Here is a 19,608-nt window from a genome sequence, read left to right as displayed (position 1 = left end):
ACCCCCGGGCCCCGGGCCCCGGGCCCCAGCACCGCCCGGCCCCGAGCCGCACCCCGACCCCGACCCCGACCCCGAGCCGCACCCCGGCCGTTCCCGTCCCGCCGTGAACTCTATGAACGCAAACGTGACCTCCGTCACTCCCGGGCCCCATAGTCGGATCGGCCCACCACCCGGGGCCGCCAGGACTGCAGGGCGAAGGAGCCGCAGATGTCGACCACCGAGACCGCCACGGCGGGGGGACCCAGACGCAAGGACCGGACCCACTACCTCTACCTCGCCGTGATCGCCGCGGTGGTCGCGGGCGTGGTGGTCGGACTGGCCGCCCCCGGCTTCGCCGTCGAGTTGAAGCCGATCGGCACCGGGTTCGTCAACCTGATCAAGATGATGATCAGCCCAGTGATCTTCTGCACGATCGTGCTGGGCATCGGCTCGGTCACCAAGGCCGCGAAGGTCGGCAAGGTCGGCGGCCTCGCCATCGGCTACTTCCTCGCCATGTCGACCGTCGCCCTGGCCATCGGCATGGTCGTCGGCAACCTGCTGGAACCCGGCGGCGGCCTGCACCTGACCGCCGCGCTCGCCAAGTCCGGCCACGCCCAGGCGGCCGCCGGCGGCGCCCAGTCGACCACCGACTTCCTGCTCGGGATGATCCCCGACACCCTGTTCTCGGCCCTCACCCAGGGCAAGGTGCTGCAGACCCTGCTGGTCGCCCTGCTGGCCGGCTTCGCCCTGCAGGCCCTCGGACCGGTCGGCGCCCCGGTGCTGCGCGGCGTCGAGCACCTGCAGCGGCTGGTGTTCCGGATCATGTCGATGATCATGTGGGTCGCGCCGATCGGCGCCTTCGGGGCGATGGCGGCGGTGGTCGGGGCGACCGGTGTCGACGCGCTGAAGAGCCTCGCCGTGATCATGATCGGCTTCTACGTCACCTGCGCGCTGTTCGTCGTCGTGGTGCTCGGGAGCCTGCTGCGCCTGGTCGCCGGCGTCAACGTGTTCGCGCTGCTCAAGTACCTCGGCCGCGAGTTCCTGCTGATCCTCTCCACCTCCTCCTCCGAGAGCGCGCTGCCCCGCCTGATCGCCAAGATGGAGCACCTGGGCGTCAGCCGCCCGGTCGTCGGCATCACCGTGCCGACCGGCTACAGCTTCAACCTCGACGGCACCGCGATCTACCTCACCATGTCCTCGATCTTCATCTCCGAGGCGATGGACAAGCCGATGTCGATCGGCGAGCAGCTCTCGCTGCTGGTCTTCATGGTGATCGCCAGCAAGGGCGCGGCCGGGGTCACCGGCGCCGGGCTGGCCACCCTCGCCGGCGGCCTGCAGTCGCACAAGCCCGCGCTGGTGGACGGGGTCGGCCTGATCGTCGGCATCGACCGGTTCATGTCGGAGGCCCGCGCCCTCACCAACTTCGCGGGCAACGCCGTCGCGACCGTGCTGATCGGGCACTGGACCGGCGAACTGGACGCCGAGCGCGCCCGCCGCGTCCTGGACGGCGAGCTGCCGTTCGACGAGCTGACCCTGGTCGACGGCCACGGCGGCGCCGCCCCCGAGCCGGAGGCCGTCCCCGCGGTGCCCGCGACGGCGGCCCCGACGGCGGCCACCGTCTGAGCGCTCCCACGACTCCCCCGGTCCGGCGCCACCACCTCCCCCGGAAACGGCGCCGGGCCGGGGGGCTTCCCGTTCCCGGCGCCGCCCGTGCCGGGTCGGCGCGGGTCGGCGCGGGTCGGCGCGGGTCGGCGCTCGCGGATCCTCCCGGAACTCCGGTCAGAACTCCTGCGAGCCGCTGACCGCCCAGGCCACCCCGCTGGCCGGATCCTCCAGCGCCACGTGCAGGTGGCGCAGCCCGGCGGACGGCTCCTGCCAGGTGAAGCAGCGCATCCGGGCCACCAGGGCGTCCACCTCGCGGCGGTTCGGCCCGTCCGCCCCGGCCATCGCGCCCAGCGCCCGCCAGAGCCTCAGCCGCCCGTGCGCGCAACCGTGCGTCCGGCCCACCGCGGCGGCCTGCACGAGCGCCGGGTAGACGAGCGCGAACGGCAGGAACCCGCCGACCACCCGCCGGGCCCGGGCCAGCACGGCGGCCGCCGACGGGGCCGGACCGCGGACGCAGACCACCTCCGCCCAGGGCGCCAACGCGGCCAGCTCCGTCAGGCCCCGGGTGACCCGCTGACCGCCCGGCCGGGCCGTCGACTGCGGCAGGTCGACCTGGCCCAGGCCCTCCCGGCTGGCCGGCAGGGTCAGCACCGCGCTGCGCGCTCCCCCACCGGGCAGGTACTCGCGCACCCGGGCGGCCTCCTCCCAGCCCGCCTTCTCCCAGGCTTCCAGGCGCAGCGGCACGCCCTCGGGGTCGGGCTCGGCACCGTAGGAGAGGTCCTCGCCGAGCAGCACCCGGGTGTGCGCCACCAGGCGGCGCACCGGCGCCGGACCGAGCAGCGGGGCCAGCCGCAGCCAGGAGTGGCGGGTCGCCAGCACCTCCCACAGCGGACCGGCGTCGTGGTCCGCCACCCCGGCGAAGGTCCCCGCGCCGCCGTCCGCGTCGAACAGCCGGACGGCCAGCTCGGGCGGCGCCGCGTAGGCGATCAGATGGCCGAGCGGCGCGGTCAGGGCCACCGCGGCCCGCTCACCGGCCTGCACGACGGCGGCCGCCCGGCCCTGCCGGTAGGCGGCGAGCAGCTCGGGCCAGCGACCGTCCTCGGCCAGGGCGCGGACGCTGTGGTCCTCGTACGTGATCACGATTTTCAGCGTACGGGCCGGGGTGGCGCATCAGCCGACTTGCCGTCGGCTCGGTGCGTCGGGGCGGTGAGGGCGTCTCAGGGGGCCGCCTCGGCGCTCGACCGGGGCGGGCGACCTCGCGCTCGGCCGGGCCGTCAGAGCTCGTGCCGGCGCTCGTGCTCCAGGACGGCGCGCAACCGGCCGTGGGCGCGGCGGCGGGTGACGGCCAGGGTGCTGCGGTGCAGGCCGAGCAACTCGGCGGCCTCGTCGACGGAGTAGCCGTCGATATCCACCAGCACCACGGCGCGGGCCTGCTTTACGGTCAGGAAGCCGAGCAGGCGGACCACCTCCCAGCGCGCCTGCAGCTCGGCCATCCCGCCGGGCGACGGGCCGAACGCCGCCGCCCGGCCGTGGCCCGCGGCCTCGGCCGACTCCGGGTGCTCACGCAGCGCCGCCCGACGGCGCTCCCGGCGCCACTGGTCGCGCAGGATGTTCGTCATCGTGGTGAACACGTAGGCGTACGGCTGCGGGTGACTGAGGAAGCGCTCCGGGCGGCGGGCGATCCGCAGGTACGCGTCGTGGACGACGTCACCGGCGGCGAGCGGGCTCCCGGCGAGCATCGCGGCCGCCTGCTGGAGCCTGGGCAGCAACTCGGTGAACAACCGGTTGAAGTCCGCCGACTGGCGTTCCGTCGGCCCCGGGCCGAAGTCCTTGCGCGGCCCGCCCGCACACCGCTCGTTGCATTCCGCCATGCCGCTCTCCCCGGAAATCGGCACCCCGAACGCCCAGTTGGGGCGGTTTCCCACCCCTACCGGACATGTTGTGACACAGGTCACATCATAAGCCGTCCTCTCACGCTGCGCAGTCATTCGTGTGCAACTCGTCATCGACCGGTCCCAGGACGGGAGTTCACCGCCACCGGCCACCACTGGCCCCAACTGCGCCATCGCGGGGACCAGGGGACCACTAACGGATAACAGATTTCAACATCTGTTATCCGTTATCTGTTCGCCGTCATCTGTTTTCTGTCATCTGTTCGCCGTCTTCCGTCCTCCGCTGTCCCGTCAGCTGCCGTCAGCTGCCTGCCGCCGTCGGCGAGACCTCCGCGAGCAACCGGGCGGCGTGCACCCGGCCGGCGTGCTCGACCAGGTTGATCAGCACCTCCTTGCCGGAGGCGCGCTGCCGGGCATCGCAGAGCAGCACTGGCGTACCGGGGTCCAGGTCCAGCGCGCGGGCGACCTCCTCGGGGCCGTACTCGCGCGTCCCGGCGAACCGGTTCACCGCGACGACGAAGGGGATGCCGCGCTGCTCGAAGAAGTCCACGGCCGGGAAGCAGTCGGTCAGCCGACGGGTGTCGGCGAGCACCACCGCACCGAGCGCCCCCTGGGCCAGCTCGTCCCAGAGGAACCAGAACCGGTCCTGCCCCGGGGTTCCGAACAGGTAGACGGCCAAGCCCTCGCGGATGGTGATCCGGCCGAAGTCCATCGCCACCGTGGTACTGGACTTGCGCTCCACCCCGTCCAGGTCGTCCACCCCGCGCCCGGCCTCGGTCAGCCGCTCTTCGGTGCGCAGCGGACGGATCTCGCTGACCGCGCCGACCAGCGTCGTCTTGCCGACCCCGAATCCGCCCGCGACCAGGATCTTGAGCGCGAGCACGGAGTCGGACTGGTCCACCGGGCCCACCGGGGCGGACGGCCACCGGCTGATCGGGCGACCCGGGCCGGCGGGGTGGTGACGACCGGACGGATGGTCAGAGTGCGCGGAGCCCATGGATGACCTCCTGGAGGATGCGTTCGTCGGGGAGCAGGGCGGGCGGGACCGGGCGGTTGACCCGGATGAGCCCGGCCGCCAGCAGATCGCCGAGCAGCACCCGCACGACGCCCACCGGCAGGTCGAGGTCGGCGGCGAGCTCGGCCACGGACAGCGGTGTGCCCAGGCACCGGCGCAGGATCTGCGCCTGCTCCGGACCGACCGGCAGCTTGGGCGCGTCCGGCGCGAGCGCCGGGTCGGGCAGCTCGGACACCACCACGGCGATCAGGTCGAACTGCTGCTCACCGCTCCCGGTCCGGCCCCTGGTCATGGCGTACGGGCGGACCAGCGGCCCGGCCTCGTCGTCGTACCAGTGGGCCCGGTGGGCGGCGGCGAGCGGGTTCCGGGGCAGCCGGTCGGGGTCGGCCGGCGGGTGCTCCGGATGTCGCTGGTGGTACGGGTGGAAGGCGTCCTCCGCCCGGTGGTACGGGCCGTCCGGCCGGGGCACCGAGCTCACCCGCCGTGCGGCGTACGGGGCGTGGCGCTCAGATGCTCGCCGACCCGGCGGACCAGTCTGGCCATCTCGTAGGCGACCAGCCCGAGATCGGCCCGCGCGGTCGCGAACACGGCCAGGCAGGTGCCCTCCCCGGCCGCCGCGACCAGCAGGTAGCCGCCCTCCAACTCGACCATGGTCTGCCGGACTTCACCCGCGCCGAAGTGCCGCCCGGCGCCCTTGGCGAGGCTGTGGAATCCGGCCGCGACGGCCGCCAGGTGCTCGCCGTCCTCCCGGGCCAGACCGGCCGAACTGGCCATGGCCAGGCCGTCGGCGGAGAGCATCACGGTGAAGCTCACCTCGGGCGCGCGCTGGACCAACTCGTCGAGGAGCCAGTTCAGTTCCCCCGTGCGGTGGGTGGTGCCGATCACGGCCGGTCTCCTTCGGTTCGGGTGTCGGGTCTCGCACCGGGCCGGGCTTCCGGCCGGACGTCGGGCGGGGGGCCGGGCCGGACGTCGGGCCGCAGGCCGCGGGCCCAGCCGTGCTGGAAGGCCGCCATCGCCGCCCGGGCCTCCTCCGGACTGCGGGCCTCCGGCCCCGTACCGGCTCCGGTGGCAACTCCGGCACCGATTCCGCGGTGGCCGTACGGGACGGCGGCAGGCGCCTCCCGCAGCTGCGGGGCGAGACTTGCCCGGCGCACCCGGCGCGGCAACTCCTCCGGACCGTCCACCGGTCCACACTCACCCGGCATCGCACCCGCCGGCGGTGCGGTGGCGCCGTGGTGGGGTTGCGGCGGACCGGGCTGCGAACGGGAGGCCGCACCCGGGCCCCCGTCCGCAGCCGGTCCGGCCGTCCGGGCACCGGAGGCCCGGAAGGGGGTGCGGCGCATCGGCTCGGGGTCGACGCCCCGGGCTCCGAACGGCAGCAGCGCCCCGCCCTCCGGCGGCGGCCCACCCGCCGCCGGAAGCTCTGTCCCCGCCACCCCGCTGCCAGGGAGGACGGGTTCCGTTCCGGCCCCGGCCGGATCCGGCCCTGCCGGCGGCCACCCCGCAGGCCCGGCGCCGGGGGCCGGCCCCCGCTCGGGTGCCGGCTCCCACTTCGGTGCCAGCTCCCACTCGGGCGACGGCTCCGACGTGATGTCCAACTCCGGTACCGGCTCGTAGCCTTGCCCAGGGCCCTCCCGCTCGTCGGCCAGTAGCCCGGTGGGCAGCAGCACCACCGCGGTGGTGCCGCCGTACGCGGAGGTCACCAGGGAGACCCGGACGTCGTGCCGCCGGGCGAGCCGGCTGACCACGAACAGGCCGAGCCGGTCGCTGTCGAACAGGTCGGTCTGTTCGGCCGCGGCGATCCGCCGGTTGGCGGCGGCCAGCGCGGCCGGGCCCATCCCGAGGCCCCGGTCCTCGATCTCCAGCGCGTAGCCGTTGCCGACCTGTTCACCGCGGATGTGCACCCTGGTGTGCGGCGGGGAGAACCCGGTGGCGTTCTCGACCAGTTCGGCCACCAGGTGGGTGAGGTCGGCGACGGCGTGGCCGACGACGGCGGCGCGCGGCAGCGGGTGCACCTCGACCCGGGCGTACTCCTCGACCTCCGAGACGGCCGCCCGCACCACGTCCACCAGGGGGACGGGCCGCCGCCAGGCCCGGCCGGGGGCCGCACCGGAGAGGATGATCAGGCCCTCGGCGTGGCGGCGCATCCGGGTGGTCAGATGGTCCAGCCGGAACAGGTCGGCGAGCTCGGACGGGTCCTCGGTGCGGCGCTCCATGGCGTCCAGCAAGGTGAGTTGGCGGTGCACCAGGACTTGGCTGCGGCGCGCGAGGTTGACGAACACCCCGGACACCCCCGACAGCACCTCGGCCCGTTCCACCGCCGCCGTGACGGCCGCCCGCTGCACGGTGCCGAGCGCCCGGTGCACCTGGCCGATCTCGTCGTCGCGGCCGACCGGCCGGGGCGCCTCGGCTTCGATGTCCACCTCCTCACCCGCACGCAACTTCCGCATCGTGGCCGGGAGTTTGCGCCCCGCCAGCTCAAGTGCCGTGTTGCGCAGGCCGGTCAGCTCGGTGACCAGGCCGCGGCCGATCCGCACCGAGATCACCAGCGAGGCGACCACCCCGAACAGCCCGAGCAGGACGGCGATCCCGGCCGGGGTGAACAGGCCCAGCGCGTAGGGGTTCTGCTGCTCGGCGACGAGCCGACCCGCCCGGTCCCCGACGTCGCGCAGCCCGGCGGCGACGCTCCCGGCCACCGTCGCCCAGCGGTCCGCCGGCACCGCGGCGACGGCCGACCGGCCGTCGGCGGCGGTACGGACCTCCTCCTCGTAGCCCGCCAGTTCCCGGTGGTCCGGGCCGCCGGTGACGGCGAGCAGTGCCTCCCGGCCGGCCGAGCCGAGACCGGCGTCCGCGCCCTGCTCGAACGCACGGCGAGCGAAGGCCGTACCGGCGAACTCCCGCAGCTGGTCGTCACCGAGCCCGCCGGAGAGCTCGGCGGACCGCAGCAACGCGTCCTCGCGGGAAAGGAGTTCGCGGGAGCGGTCCAGCTCCGGCAACGCCCGGGCGTCGGCCCCGGAGCGGCCGTCGGCCGTCGCGGCGACGGCACCGGACACGGCCAGCGCCCGGTCCACGGCCGCCCCGTAGGCGGCGTACGCCTCGGACCAGCCCACGCTCCGGGTGAGCACCCTGCCACGCAGTTCGGGCAGGGTGGCGAGCGCGGTGCCGAGGCCATCCAGGCGGGCGGCGGCGTCGGCGCCGAGGCCCTGGGCGTCGGCGCGGTTGTAGCCCTGGCCGGGGTGGCGCGGATCGGGGAACAGTGGGGTGAGCGCACGGTCGGTGGCGGCGGCGGCCTCGCGCAGGGCACTCTCCCGCCCCGCGGCGGGCACCGTCCCCGGGACGAGGCCCGGACCGGCCAACAACTGTCCGGCGGCGGCGCGTTCGGCCTGCAGGCCGGCGACCGTGTCGGCGACGGGGGTGAGCAGGCCGCGCTGGGCGTCGCGCAGGCGCAGCAGGTCCCAGACACCCTGGGCGGTGGTGACGGTGGCGAAGCCCCAGAGGGCGATGACGGAGACGACCGGGACCATCAGCAGGGCGATGATCCGGGCGCGCACGCTCCGGGGACGCAGCCCACGCAGTCCGAGCGGCCCAAGCGGCCCATACGGCCCGAGCGGCCCGCGCAGTCGGGGGCCGGGGCGCGATGAGCGGGCGGGCGGTCCGGCGTGGGCACCCCGGCGGGCGCCGGGGGTGGTGCCACGGTCTTCTCGCATGGACGGGGGCCTTTCGGGCGGGGGCGACGGGACTCGGGCGGCGCGGACGGGCTCAGGCCGCACGGTCCCGGCCGTACGGATCCCGGCCGTACGGATCCCGGCTGGCCTGGTCGAAGCCGTCCGGGTCCCGGCCGTACGGGTCGAAGCCGTCCGCGGCGGGGCCGTACAGACCCGTGAGCGCGAGGCCCGGGGGCGCAGGCCCCGAGGGCACGGCGCCCGGGTCGGCTACGGGCCCGGCGGCAGGCCCGGCGAACTCCTCGATCGCCAGCTCCCCCGCCGCCGGGTATCCGGCCCGCTCCTGGGTGGTCGGGGAGAGCGCGACGAAGGCGGAGGCCAGGAAGAGGAACGAGCCGAGGCCGACGGCGAGCGGGAAGACGAACTCCATCGGGCTGACCCCGCCCAGGCCGGTCCGGGCGGGATCCAGCTGGACGTGGACGGCGGCCATGCCCGTGTAGTGCATGCAGCTGACGGCGAGGCCCATGCCCAGCGAGGCGGCGGCCGCGGCGTACCCGTTACGGACGGTGACGGCGGCCCAGAGCGCGGCGGTGGCGGCACCGACCGCGACCAGGACGGAGAGGGCGACCGTCCCGCCGTCGTAGCGCAGCCCACCGTGCATCCGGACGGCGGCCATGCCGAGGTAGTGCATCGCGGCGACGCCGACGCCGGTGGTGCAGCCCCCGCCCAGCAGGGCGAGGCCGCGGTGCCGGCCGTAGCAGACCACGGTCAGGCCGAGGCCGGTGACCAGTACGGCGACCAGCAGGCTCAGCACCGTGAGCGGCACGCTGTAGCGCAGTTCGGTGCCGTCGACGGCGAAGCCGAACATGGCGACGAAGTGCATGGTCCAGATCCCGGAGCCGATCGCGGCGGCCGCGGTGAGCAGCCAGTTCCGGCGGGCGGCGCCCGTGGCGGCCAGGCCGCGCAGGGTGCAGCGCAGCCCGAGGGCGGCGCCGGCGCAGGCCATCGCGTAGGAGAGGACAGGGGTCAGCCAGCCGAAGCTGAACTGGTTGAGGGCGCCCATGGGACCTCCGGTCGACCGGTCGGGCCCGGGGCGGAAAGCGGTGCCCCCGGGCACCCCCGGCCGGGCGGACTGCATCCGACGGGCACATGGGCATATGCCCATCGCATGTGCGCTTCCGGCCTGGGGTGCGTGGGACGCTATCGAGCGGCCGGAATCGGCCAGGCGAAGATCTGAAAAGCTGCACGCGTGGCGCGGGCGCTGTGTTCGAATGACCCGGTCCTCTGTCCAGCGGCGCCCGGGCGGGCGGCTGACGACGAACGAAAGACAAAAGCCAGAAGACAGATAACAGATGTTGAAATCTGTTATCTGTCTTCTGAAAGTTGAACTCTGAAACCCGTCGGCCGTTCCCGTCGGCCCAGCGCCACCAGTCCCGCGCCGCCGGCCCAGCCCCCGTCAGTCCTGCGCCGTGACCCGCACCCGCATCGCGCTCGCCGCCCGGAGCGTGATCCCCTGTGCGAGCGCCACCCGCCGGTCCACCACGTCCAGGTCGAAGTCCCGCAGCAGCACCCCGAGGGTCAGCACCGACTCCAGCATCGAGAAGTGCTGCCCTATGCAGGCCCGCGGCCCGCCGCCGAACGGGAACCACGCGTAGCGGTGCCGCGCCTTCTCCCCCTCCGGCAGGAACCGGTCCGGGTCGAAGCGCTCGGGGTCGACCCAGTGGTCCGGGTGCCGCTGGGTGACCAGCGGCGCGACCACGACCTGTGCCCCCGCCGGGATGACGTACCCGTCGATGACCGTCTCCTCGACCGCCCGCCGCCCGATCAGCGCCGCCGCCGGGTAGAGCCGCATCGCCTCCTTGATCACCCGGGTGAGGTACGGCAGCCGCTCCAGGTCCGCCGCCGTCGGCGCCCGCCCGGCCAGAACGGTCAGCGCCTCCTCCCGGGCGAGCTTGCGCTGCTCCGGATGCTTGGCCAGCAGGTGCAGCGCGAAGGCCAGCGAGGTGGCCGTGGTCTCGTGCCCGGCGAGCAGGAACACCAGGACCTGGTCCCGGAGTTCGGCCGGATCCAGTCGCTCGCCGTCCTCGCCGCGCGCCCGGCCGAGCAGGGTCAGCAGGTCGTCCGCCTCCTCGTCACCGCCCCCGCGCGCGGCCCGCTCCGCGATGATCCGGTCGCAGACCTCGTAGAGCGCCCGCTGCGCCTCCAGGCCGCGCCGGTTGCCCGGCGTCGGCCAGGTGCGCGGGAACCGGACCGGCGCGAAGCCGCGCTCCTTGACGTACTCACCGAGCACCGGGAAGCTGCGGTTCACCACCTCCACCGCCTCCTCCACGTCGGCGCCGAAGAGGATCCGGGCAACGGCCCGCAGCGCGAACCGCGACATCTCCTCCGCCGCGTCCACCACCCCGCCCGGCACCGCCCGCCAGCGCTCGACGAGCACCTGCGCCTCCTCGGCGAGCGCCTGCGCGTAGCCGTCGACCCGGCGCCGGGTGAACAGCGGCTGGACGAGCCGGCGCTGGCGCTGGTAGACCTCGTCCTGGCTGGTCAGCAGCCCGTTGCCGACGCTGGTCCGCAGTTCGTCGTAGAAGCTGTTCTCCTTGCGGAAGTTCGCCGCCTCGCTGCCCAGCACCTGGTGGACGCCCTCCGGCGAGAACACCCCGTAGAACTCGACCCGCAGCCCGGGCGGCCCGGCCACCATGCGCACCACGTCGCCGTGGTCCCGCCGGGCCGCGAGGTAGGTACGCAGCGGACGGCGGGTGAGGTCGAAGAGCGACCCGACCAGGGGGTTCCCGGCCGGTCCGGGTACGGCGGCTGCGGTGGCCATCGGCACTCCTTCTGGACTTCCTCGGCGCTGACGCGCACTCGGTGACCCTTCAACCTTACTGACGGGTATTCAGCCGAGGAAGCCGTGCGGAGGGACCGAGTCCGCGCCCGGTCGCCTCGGCTCACTCGTACTCGGTGCCGCCCTTGCGGGTCAGGTAGGCGTCACTGACCACCTTGGCGATCGCCCGCCCGCCGAGCACCGGGCTCCAGCGCTCGACCGCCGGCCGGACCACCACGCCCTCGCGCAGGTGGAGTTCGCGCCCGGAGTGGGCTTCCTTGCCCTGCGCATGGGCCAGCACCGTCGCGGTGTCGAACGGCCCGCGCCACAGTTCGGTCACCAACGGCACTTCGCCGTCCAGGAGTTCGGCGGCCGACAGCCAGGTCAGCTGCCCGTCCACGACGGCCGACACGTCGAAGGCCGCGTACCCGGGGCGCTCGGTGCGCGCGGAGACGCCGTACGACAGGTCCTGCACGCCCTCGCCGAACACCTCGCCGAAGATGCCGATCCGCTCGGCACCCACCCGTTCGGCCAACCGGGCCGCCACCGCCGGGAGATCGTACGCGCGCACCGCCCGCCAGTACAGGTTGCGCTCGTCCTCGACGAGCGCCAGCCCCTGCGCCCCGATCCCCTTGGACGAGACGTGCACCTCGCCGGTGGCGGCGGTGTACGTGACCAGGCAGCAGCTGCCGTGCAGCTTCTCGGTCAGCACCACGGGCTCGCCGGGCTCGAAGACGTCGGGGTGACGCTTGAGGTTCTCGATGTCCACCCAGGGCAGCAGGTCGGGCGCGCTGAGGACGTCGCCGCTCATCGAAGTCGGCACCGGCGGCTGCCACTTGACGATCCCGAGCAGTTCGGCGAAGTCCTCGCCCCGCTCGGCCGCCCCGGCCAGATCGGTGCCGGCCAGCGCGCCGGGCCGGCAGACGATGCCCTGGGACAGCTCCCCGCGCAGTCGTACCGCCCTCACCCGGTTCGCCGCCCCGCCCGCCAGCTTGCCGGTCAGCCCCAGCTCCTCGACCAACTCCTCCGGCAGGACGGCCTGTTCGGGGATGTAGACGGCATGGTCGCCGGTCCGGTAGGAGCCCTTGGCCACCACGGCGCGGTAGAGGCCGACCTGGGCCAACTCCAGTGCGTCGGCGTTCGGGTGCTCCAGGATGACCAGCTTCTCGGCGGTGACGCGCAGCGTGGACATGGGCGGACTCCTCCCCGTGGATCCGTTCGGATCGACCTTCGGGCCCGGGCGGCCGACGGTCGGCCGCGCCTGCGGGCTGCCGCCCACTCTGACCGCTCCACCGGCCCGGATGCGAAGGGTTTTCCACCAGGCGCCGTACAACGGCCGCACAACCGCCGTACGACAGCCGCGCGCCCGCGCCGCGCACCGAACCGGCCCTCCCTTCCGAGCCGAACCGGCCTCCCTCCCGAGCCGAACCGTCCGTGCACGTTTGAGCCTTCGCACAGCAGCCCCGAGACCGTCACCCCACTTCCGCTGTGCGATGTGACAGAGGATTTATCGCTCGCAACTGCGGCACTATGATCGCCGTAATGGCCGCACCTGCGACCACACCTCCGCGCCCCTTCCGGCGCGAACCCTGGAGGGGAAGCACCGATGAGCACCCGCACCACCCCCACCCGCAGACTCGCCGTCGCCGCCGCCGCGGCCCTCGTCCTCGGCCTCGGGGCCACCGCCTGCGGCAGTGACGGCGGCAAGTCCTCCGGCTCCGCCTCCTCGGCCGCGACCACCGCCGGCACCGGCGCCACCGGCGCGGCGGGCACCGACGGCGCCACCGCCCCGAAGGCCAAGGGCGCCGTCACCGTGTTCGCCGCCGCCTCCCTCAAGGAGACCTTCACCGAGCTCGGCAAGAAGTTCGAGGCCGCCAACCCGGGCACCAAGGTCACCTTCAACTTCGGCGGCAGCTCCGCCCTCGCCACCAGCATCAACTCCGGTGCGCCGGCGGACGTCTTCGCCGCGGCCAGCCCGGCCACCATGAAGACGGTCACCGACGCGGGCGGCGCGAGCGGCCAGCCGACGACCTTCGTCAAGAACACCCTCGCCATCGCCGTGCCCAAGGGCAATCCCAAGCACCTCACGGGCCTCAAGGACCTCACCGGCTCCGGCGTAAAGGTCGCGCTCTGCGCGAAGGAGGTGCCCTGTGGCGCCGCCGCCCTCACCGCGCTGAAGGCGGCCGGCGTCGACCTCACCCCGGTCACCCTGGAGCAGGACGTCAAGGGCGCGCTCACCAAGGTCGAGCTCGGCGAGGTCGACGCCTCGCTGGTGTACAAGACCGATGTGCAGGCCGATGCTGCGAAGATCGACGGCGTGGACTTCCCCGAGGCCGCCAAGGCCGTGAACGACTACCCGATCGCCGCGCTCGCCAAGGCGCCGAACAAGGACGGCGCGGCCGCCTTCGTCGCCTACGTCCAGTCGCCCGAGGCCAAGCAGGTGCTGACCGCGGCGGGCTTCCAGGCGCCGTGACGGACCGCACCACCGGCAGCGACCGGGACCGGGACCGGAACCGGGACTCCAGCACCAACACCGGCACCACCCGGGACGACACGGCCCCGACACCGACGCAGGCACCGGCCCCGGCACCGGCACCCGCAGGCCCCGCGAGCGCCCTGCCGGGCCGCCGCCGGGGCCCGCGCCGCCCGGGCGCACAGCGCGTCCCGGTCGCGCTGCTGCTCCCGGCGCTGCTCGGCCTGGCGTTCCTGATCCTCCCGCTGGTCGGGCTGCTCGTCCGGGCGCCGTGGAGCGGCCTGTCCGAGCAGTTGACCAGCGCCGCCGTCTGGGACGCCCTGCGGCTCTCGCTGATCTGCGCGACGGCCGCCACGGCGGTGTCGCTGGTCCTCGGCGTCCCGCTGGCCTGGCTGCTCGCGCGCACCGAGCTGCCCGGCCGACGGGTGATCCGGGCGCTGGTCACCCTGCCGCTTGTGCTGCCGCCGGTGGTGGGCGGTGTGGCGCTGCTGCTGGTGCTCGGGCGGCGCGGGATCGTCGGCTCCTGGCTGGATTCGGCGTTCGGCATCACCCTGCCCTTCACCACCACCGGGGTGGTGATCGCCGAGGCCTTCGTGGCGATGCCCTTCCTGGTGATCAGCGTGGAGGGCGCGCTGCGGGCGGCCGATCCCCGCTTCGAGGAGGCCGCCGCGACCCTGGGCGCCTCCCGGCTGACCGCGTTCCGCCGGATCACCCTGCCGATGATCGCCCCGGGGATCGCCGCCGGAGCCGTCCTGGCCTGGGCCCGGGCGCTCGGCGAGTTCGGTGCGACGATCACCTTCGCGGGCAACTTCCCGGGCCGCACCCAGACCATGCCGCTGGCCGTCTACCTGGCCATGGAGTCCGACCCGGAGGCGGCGATCGCGCTGTCGCTGGTGCTGCTGGTGGTCTCCGTCGCCGTCCTGGTGGGCCTGCGCGACCGCTGGATGTCGACCCCGTGACCCCGGCCCCACCGTCCCGGGCCCGGACGGACGCCCTCGCACCCGCCCTCGCACCCGCACCCGCCCGCACTCCCAGGACGCCGACAGGACGGCCGCACCGATGACCCCCGCACCGCCCCCCGCCCCCGCACCCGCACCCGCTCCCGCACCGGGTGCCGGAGCCCCGTCCGCCGCCCTCGACGCCCACCTGCGGGTCGACCGTGCCGCGTTCGCCCTCGACCTGGCGCTCACCGCCGCCCCCGGCGAGGTGATCGCCCTGCTCGGCCCGAACGGCGCCGGCAAGTCGACCGCGCTGCGCGCCCTCGCCGGCCTGCTCCCGCTCACCGGCGGCCACCTGCGCCTGGACGGCCACGTCCTGGAGGAACCGGCCCGGCGCCTGCACACCCCCGCCGAGCAACGGCCGGTCGGCGTGGTGTTCCAGGACTACCTGCTGTTCCCGCACCTGAGCGCGCTCGACAACGTCGCCTTCGGTCCGCGCTGCCAGGGCCGCCCCAAGCGCGAGGCCAGGGCCGAGGCGGCGGCCTGGCTGGAGCGGATGGGCCTGGCGGACCACGCCTCGGTGCGCCCCGGCCGGCTCTCCGGCGGCCAGGCCCAGCGGGTGGCGCTGGCCCGGGCCCTGGCCGTCCGCCCCCGACTGCTGCTGCTGGACGAGCCGCTGGCCGCCCTGGACGCCCGCACCCGGCTCGACGTACGGTCCCAACTGCGCCGCCACCTGGCCGAGTTCGAGGCCGTGGCGGTACTGGTGACGCACGACCCGCTGGACGCGATGGTGCTGGCCGACCGGCTGGTGGTGATCGAGGACGGCCGCGAGGTGCAGTCCGGCAGCCCGGCGGAGGTCGCCCGGCGGCCGCGCACCGACTACATCGCCCGCCTGGTCGGCCTCAACCTGTACCAGGGACGGGCCGAGGGCACCTCGGTCACCCTCCCGGACGGCACCGTCCTGACCAGCGCCGAGGAGCTGTCCGGACCGGCGTTCGTGGCCTTCGCGCCCTCCGCCGTCACCCTCTACCGGGAGCGGCCGCAGTCCAGCGCCCGCAACCTGTGGCAGGCCGAGGTCACCGGCCTGGACCTGCACGGCGACCAGGTGCGCGCCGAACTCTCCGGCGCCCTGCCGATGGCCGCCGACCTCACCCCGGCCGCCGTCGCCGAACTGGGGCTGGCACCGGGGACACCGGTCTGGGCCTCGGTCAAGGCCACCCAGACCCACGCCTACCCGGCCTGACCCGACCCTGCCCCGTCGCGGGACCACCCCGACCCGCCCGGGCGCCGCCTCGCCGGGCGGCGCTACTCCGACGGCTCGACGAACCCCGACTCGTACGCGGCGATCACCGCCTGGGTACGGTCCCGCGCGCCGAGCTTCGCCAGCACGCTGCTGACGTGTGTCTTCACCGTCTGCACCCCGAGCACCAGTTGCTCGGCGATCTCCCCGTTGCTGAGTCCGCGCGCCATCATCCGCAGCACCTCGGCCTCGCGCCCGGTCAGCGCCGCGCGGTCCATGGCGGCGCGGGCGGCGGGGTTGCCGTGCCCGGCGGCCAGTCGCCGGATCGCGGCCGGGAAGAGCAGCGACTCGCCGGCCGCCGCCAACCGTACCGCGTGGACGATCTCGGCCGGGCGGCTGCGCTTGAGCAGGAAGCCGTCCGCGCCCGCGCGCAGCGCCTGGTAGACGTAGTCGTCGTTCTCGAAGGTGGTGACGACCAGGATCCGCGGCGGCAACTCCCCCGGCCGGCCGGGGCGCAGCAGTTCGCGGGTGGCCGCCAGGCCGTCCATGACGGGCATCCGGACGTCCATCAGCACCACCCGCGGGCGCAGCGCCCGGGCCAGGACCACCGCCTCCGCGCCGTCGCCCGCCTCCCCGACGACCCGCAGGTCGCCCTGGGCCTCCAGGACCGCCCGCAGCCCGGCCCGGACCAGTTCCTCGTCGTCGGCGAGCAGGACGTCGGTCATCCCCGCCGCCCCGGCAGCCGCACCAGTACCGGAACCGGCAGTCGCACCGGCACCGACGCCTCCGCCCGCAAGATCGTTCGTCACGCGCCCAAGCGTAGGGGCAGTCGGACGTCGAGCACCCATTCCGCTCCCCCCTCGCCGCCCGCCCCGACCGTGGCCTCCCCGCCGAGCAGGGTGGCCCGCTCCCGGATGCCGCGCAGCCCCTTGCCGCCCTTGCGCGAGCCGACCCGGCCGGGGCCGCCCCGGCCCGGCGCCGCCAGCCGGTTGGCGCAGCGCAGCTCCAACCGCCCGTCCCGGACGGCGATCCGGACGCCGACGGGCTCGCCGGGTGCGTACTTGAGTGCGTTGGTGACGCCCTCCTGGACGATCCGGTAGGACTCGCGCGAGAGCACCCCGGGCAGCACGCCGGGCGGCACGTCGATCCGCGCGTCGACCGGACTGCCCGCCGCGCGGGCGGTGTCGAACAGCGCGGACAGCTGGTCGATGCCCGGCTGCTCGGTGGCCGTCCCGTGCCCGGCCGTCCCACTCCCGGCCACGCCGCTCCCCGCCGTACCGCGGCCCGCCGTACCGCCCCCCGCCGGCGTCTCGCGCAGCAGCACCAGGGTGCGTTCGAGGTCCTCCATCGCCCGCCGCCCGGTCTCCTCGATGACTTCGAGCGCCTTGGCGACGAAGGCCGGGTCCCCCACCTCGCGCGCCGCACCCGCCTGGAGGACCGTCACCGTCAGGGCGTGGCCGATGGAGTCGTGCAGCTCGCGGGCCAGCCGGTTGCGCTCCAGCAGCCGCTCGGCCCGCAGTTCGGCCTCGGCCAGCCGCTCCGCCGGGGACGGCCCCAACAGCCTTTCGGCCATGGCCAGTTGGAGGCGGCCGGCGCCGATCACCAGCCAGCCGTAGCCGAGCACCACCAACGGCGCGGACAGCAGGTACCGGGCGGCGTCCGGACCGGCCAGCAGGCCGTACGCACCGGTGAGCCCGAAGACCGTCACGAAGCCGATCGCCGAGCCGAGCGCCACCCGGCCGACCAGCCAGGCGGCCATCCGCCGCCGGTCGGCCCAGCTGCCGGAGGGCTCGACCCCGATGTCCTCCTCGCGGTCGGGCACCAGCAGCAGCCGGGCCTGCACGCCCTCGGCCCGCCGCGCCGCCGGGACGAGCGCGACCAGCGCCAGCAGCACCACGTCCGTCGCGGTGGCCTGCAGCACGATCGTGCCGAGGCTCCTGTGGTAGGTCCCCGGATAGACCAGCAGGACGACGCCCGCGAAGATCCACCCGACCAGCAGGTGCAAGAGCCGGGCGTACGTGACGCCGGCCACCAGCGGGGCGAGGATCGCGGTCGTTCCGTCCCTGAACCGGGACGCGGTCGTTCGTGGCATCCGGCCATCCTGCCAGCCCGGCGACCACCCCGGCTCCCCCGCGGGGCCGCCGCGCCCCTCCCTCCCGGGAGGGAGGCGGATCCCCGCTGCGGCGGGATCCGCCCGGCCCACCCTCTCCGGTCGAATGGGACCACCGTCCGGGAAGCGACGGTGAGCACCTGCGAGGAGGGAGGCGGCCGTGATCGAGATCCAGGGCCTGACCAAGGAGTACGACGGCCGACGGGTCGTCGACGAGTTGTCCTTCGAGGTCCGGCCCGGGGTGGTGACCGGCTTCCTCGGCCCGAACGGCGCCGGGAAGAGCACCACCATGCGGCTGATCCTCGGCCTGGACCGCCCCACCGCCGGGCGCGCCCTGGTCGGCGGCCACCCGTACGCCGAACTCGCCCAGCCACTGCGGCAGGTGGGCGCACTGCTGGACGCCCAGGCGCTGCACGGCGGCCGCACGGCGCAGGGCCACCTGCGCTGGCTCGCCGCGAGCAACGGCCTGCCGGAGCGACGGGTCGGCGAAGTGCTCGCCCAGGTCGGGCTGGCCGAGGCCGCGCGGCGGAGGATCCGGGGCTTCTCGCTCGGCATGCGCCAGCGCCTCGGGGTGGCCGCCGCGCTGCTCGGCGACCCGCCGGTGCTGCTGCTGGACGAGCCGGTCAACGGCCTGGACCCGGAGGGCATCCGCTGGATCCGCACCCTGCTGCGCGATCTGGCCGCCGAGGGCCGGGCGGTGCTGGTCTCCTCCCACCTGATGACCGAAATGGCGCTCACCGCCGACCACTTGGTGGTGATCGGGCGCGGCCGGCTGCTCGCGGACGCCGCCACCGCCGAGTTCATCGACCGGCACGGCCGGCCCCGGATCCGGGTGCGGGCCGTCGACCCGACCAAACTGGCCGCCCTGCTCGGCACCGGCGACCACGGCCTCGACGCGACCGAAGTCGCCGACGGGGCCTGGGAGGTGACCGGCGCCGAGCCCGAGCGGATCGCCGCGCTCGCCGCCGCCAACGGCGTGGTGCTGTACGAGATCGCGGTCCAACAGGACTCCCTGGAGGAGGCGTTCATGCGGATGACCGCCGACAGCGTCGAGTACCGCGCCGAGGCCGCCGCATGAACCTCACCGCCCTGCGCGCCGAGCGGATCAAGCTCACCACCCTCCGCTCGCTCTGGCTCCCGCCGCTGATCGCCGTCCTGCTCATCGCCGGTGTCACCACGGCCGTCGGCGCGGCGCTCGGCGACGCCGACCACAACATCACCGACGACCCGGGCGTCGGCATCTTCTACGGGCTCAACTTCGGCCAGGCCGCGCTGGTCTCCTTCGGAGTCCTGCTGATCGGGCAGGAGTTCAACACCCGGATGCTCGACGTCTCGCTCGCCGCCGTCCCGAGACGCGGCCGACTGTACGGCGCCAAGCTGGCGTTGGGCGCCCTGGTCGGCCTCGGCGTGGGCGCGGTCGGCACCGCGGGCGCCTTCGCCGGGTACGCGGCCACCGTCCCCGCCGAGTGGCACGGACCGGGCTTCGCCCGCGCGGCCACGGCCGGAGTGCTCTACCCGGCGCTGCTGGTGGTGCTCTGCCTCGGGGTGACCGCCCAACTCGGCAACCTCACGGCCGCCTTGGGCCTGCTGACCCCGACCGTCTTCCTGCTCTCACCCCTGCTCTCCGGGGTGCCAGGGGTACGGAACGTCGTCCAGTTCCTGCCCGACCGGGCCGGCCAGTACGCGCTGCGCTACGCCGACGACCCACAGACCGGGTACGGGCACTGGACCGGGCTGCTCATCATGGCCCTCTGGACAGCCCTGGCGGCGTACGGCGGACTGCGGTCCCTGCAACGCACCGGCCGCTGAACCGGGCACCGGCCGCGAAACCGGGCACCGGCCGCAGAACCGGCACCGGCCCGAGTACCCCTGGACG

The 19,608-nt window shown here is 74.7% G+C and carries 17 protein-coding genes; 6 read left to right on the top strand and 11 right to left on the bottom strand.

Going from position 1 to position 19,608, the window contains the following annotated elements; genetic code table 11:
- The first annotated feature begins 207 nt into the window (after positions 1 to 207).
- Positions 208 to 1,602, top strand: a complete 1,395-nt coding sequence (locus tag ACFV8H_RS01100) for a cation:dicarboxylate symporter family transporter (RefSeq protein ID WP_380395951.1) — start codon at positions 208 to 210, stop codon at positions 1,600 to 1,602.
- A 156-nt stretch (positions 1,603 to 1,758) separates the two neighbouring features.
- On the opposite strand, the gene ACFV8H_RS01095 is transcribed toward ACFV8H_RS01100, so the two are convergent.
- The 9 genes from ACFV8H_RS01095 to ACFV8H_RS01055 form a co-directional block, all read right to left on the bottom strand.
- Positions 1,759 to 2,724, bottom strand: a complete 966-nt coding sequence (locus ACFV8H_RS01095; protein WP_380395950.1) for a hypothetical protein — start codon at positions 2,722 to 2,724, stop codon at positions 1,759 to 1,761.
- A 134-nt stretch (positions 2,725 to 2,858) separates the two neighbouring features.
- Positions 2,859 to 3,455: an RNA polymerase sigma factor gene (locus ACFV8H_RS01090; RefSeq protein WP_380395949.1), complete on the bottom strand. Its 597-nt coding sequence runs from the start codon at positions 3,453 to 3,455 to the stop codon at positions 2,859 to 2,861.
- 322 nt (positions 3,456 to 3,777) lie between these two features.
- A complete protein-coding gene (locus tag ACFV8H_RS01085) occupies positions 3,778 to 4,377 on the bottom strand; it encodes an ATP/GTP-binding protein (protein ID WP_380395948.1) in 600 nt (199 codons plus the stop codon).
- Positions 4,378 to 4,453: 76 nt separating this feature from the next.
- On the bottom strand, positions 4,454 to 4,783 hold the full coding sequence (locus ACFV8H_RS01080) for a DUF742 domain-containing protein (RefSeq protein WP_380395983.1): 330 nt from the start codon (positions 4,781 to 4,783) through the stop codon (positions 4,454 to 4,456).
- A gap of 182 nt (positions 4,784 to 4,965) precedes the next feature.
- Positions 4,966 to 5,376, bottom strand: coding sequence for a roadblock/LC7 domain-containing protein (locus ACFV8H_RS01075; RefSeq protein WP_380395947.1), 411 nt, complete (start codon positions 5,374 to 5,376; stop codon positions 4,966 to 4,968).
- Positions 5,373 to 8,042, bottom strand: a complete 2,670-nt coding sequence (locus ACFV8H_RS01070) for a nitrate- and nitrite sensing domain-containing protein (protein WP_380395946.1) — start codon at positions 8,040 to 8,042, stop codon at positions 5,373 to 5,375. Before ACFV8H_RS01070 ends, ACFV8H_RS01075 begins: the two co-directional genes overlap by 4 nt.
- Positions 8,043 to 8,250: 208 nt before the next feature.
- On the bottom strand, positions 8,251 to 9,216 hold the full coding sequence (locus ACFV8H_RS01065; protein WP_380395945.1) for an MHYT domain-containing protein: 966 nt from the start codon (positions 9,214 to 9,216) through the stop codon (positions 8,251 to 8,253).
- 393 nt (positions 9,217 to 9,609) lie between these two features.
- Entirely contained in the window at positions 9,610 to 10,974 is a 1,365-nt protein-coding gene (locus tag ACFV8H_RS01060) for a cytochrome P450 (RefSeq protein WP_380395944.1), read from the bottom strand.
- A gap of 121 nt (positions 10,975 to 11,095) precedes the next feature.
- Positions 11,096 to 12,163: an RNA ligase (ATP) gene (locus ACFV8H_RS01055; RefSeq protein WP_380395943.1), complete on the bottom strand. Its 1,068-nt coding sequence runs from the start codon at positions 12,161 to 12,163 to the stop codon at positions 11,096 to 11,098.
- Between the two features lie 414 nt (positions 12,164 to 12,577).
- Between ACFV8H_RS01055 and modA the strand changes: the two genes are divergently transcribed.
- The 3 genes from modA to ACFV8H_RS01040 all read left to right on the top strand — a co-directional run bounded on the left by modA (position 12,578) and on the right by ACFV8H_RS01040 (position 15,625).
- Complete coding sequence (modA, locus tag ACFV8H_RS01050; protein ID WP_380395942.1) at positions 12,578 to 13,444, top strand: molybdate ABC transporter substrate-binding protein; 867 nt, start codon at positions 12,578 to 12,580, stop codon at positions 13,442 to 13,444.
- Between the two features lie 143 nt (positions 13,445 to 13,587).
- Complete coding sequence (locus tag ACFV8H_RS01045) at positions 13,588 to 14,403, top strand: ABC transporter permease (protein ID WP_380395982.1); 816 nt, start codon at positions 13,588 to 13,590, stop codon at positions 14,401 to 14,403.
- A gap of 100 nt (positions 14,404 to 14,503) precedes the next feature.
- Positions 14,504 to 15,625 carry an ABC transporter ATP-binding protein gene (locus ACFV8H_RS01040; RefSeq protein WP_380395941.1) on the top strand — a complete coding sequence of 374 codons (1,122 nt, stop codon included), beginning with the start codon at positions 14,504 to 14,506 and terminating at the stop codon, positions 15,623 to 15,625.
- 62 nt (positions 15,626 to 15,687) lie between these two features.
- Here ACFV8H_RS01040 and ACFV8H_RS01035 read toward each other — a convergent pair whose 3' ends face one another.
- Positions 15,688 to 16,347 carry a response regulator gene (locus tag ACFV8H_RS01035; protein ID WP_380395940.1) on the bottom strand — a complete coding sequence of 220 codons (660 nt, stop codon included), beginning with the start codon at positions 16,345 to 16,347 and terminating at the stop codon, positions 15,688 to 15,690.
- An 80-nt stretch (positions 16,348 to 16,427) separates the two neighbouring features.
- A complete protein-coding gene (locus tag ACFV8H_RS01030) occupies positions 16,428 to 17,714 on the bottom strand; it encodes a sensor histidine kinase (RefSeq protein WP_380395939.1) in 1,287 nt (428 codons plus the stop codon).
- A gap of 178 nt (positions 17,715 to 17,892) precedes the next feature.
- Between ACFV8H_RS01030 and ACFV8H_RS01025 the strand changes: the two genes are divergently transcribed.
- Both ACFV8H_RS01025 and ACFV8H_RS01020 read left to right on the top strand, forming a co-directional pair.
- Positions 17,893 to 18,810: an ABC transporter ATP-binding protein gene (locus ACFV8H_RS01025; RefSeq protein ID WP_380395938.1), complete on the top strand. Its 918-nt coding sequence runs from the start codon at positions 17,893 to 17,895 to the stop codon at positions 18,808 to 18,810.
- A complete protein-coding gene (locus ACFV8H_RS01020; protein WP_380395937.1) occupies positions 18,807 to 19,541 on the top strand; it encodes an ABC transporter permease in 735 nt (244 codons plus the stop codon). The genes ACFV8H_RS01025 and ACFV8H_RS01020 overlap by 4 nt, the downstream gene beginning before the upstream one ends.
- Positions 19,542 to 19,608 lie beyond the last annotated feature (67 nt).

The sequence above is a fragment of the Kitasatospora sp. NPDC059827 genome, assembly GCF_042731675.1.
In the GTDB taxonomy this organism is placed as follows: domain Bacteria; phylum Actinomycetota; class Actinomycetes; order Streptomycetales; family Streptomycetaceae; genus Kitasatospora.
Note: the sequence above shows the minus strand (reverse complement) of the source record. Positions and strands in the feature narration are given on the sequence as shown.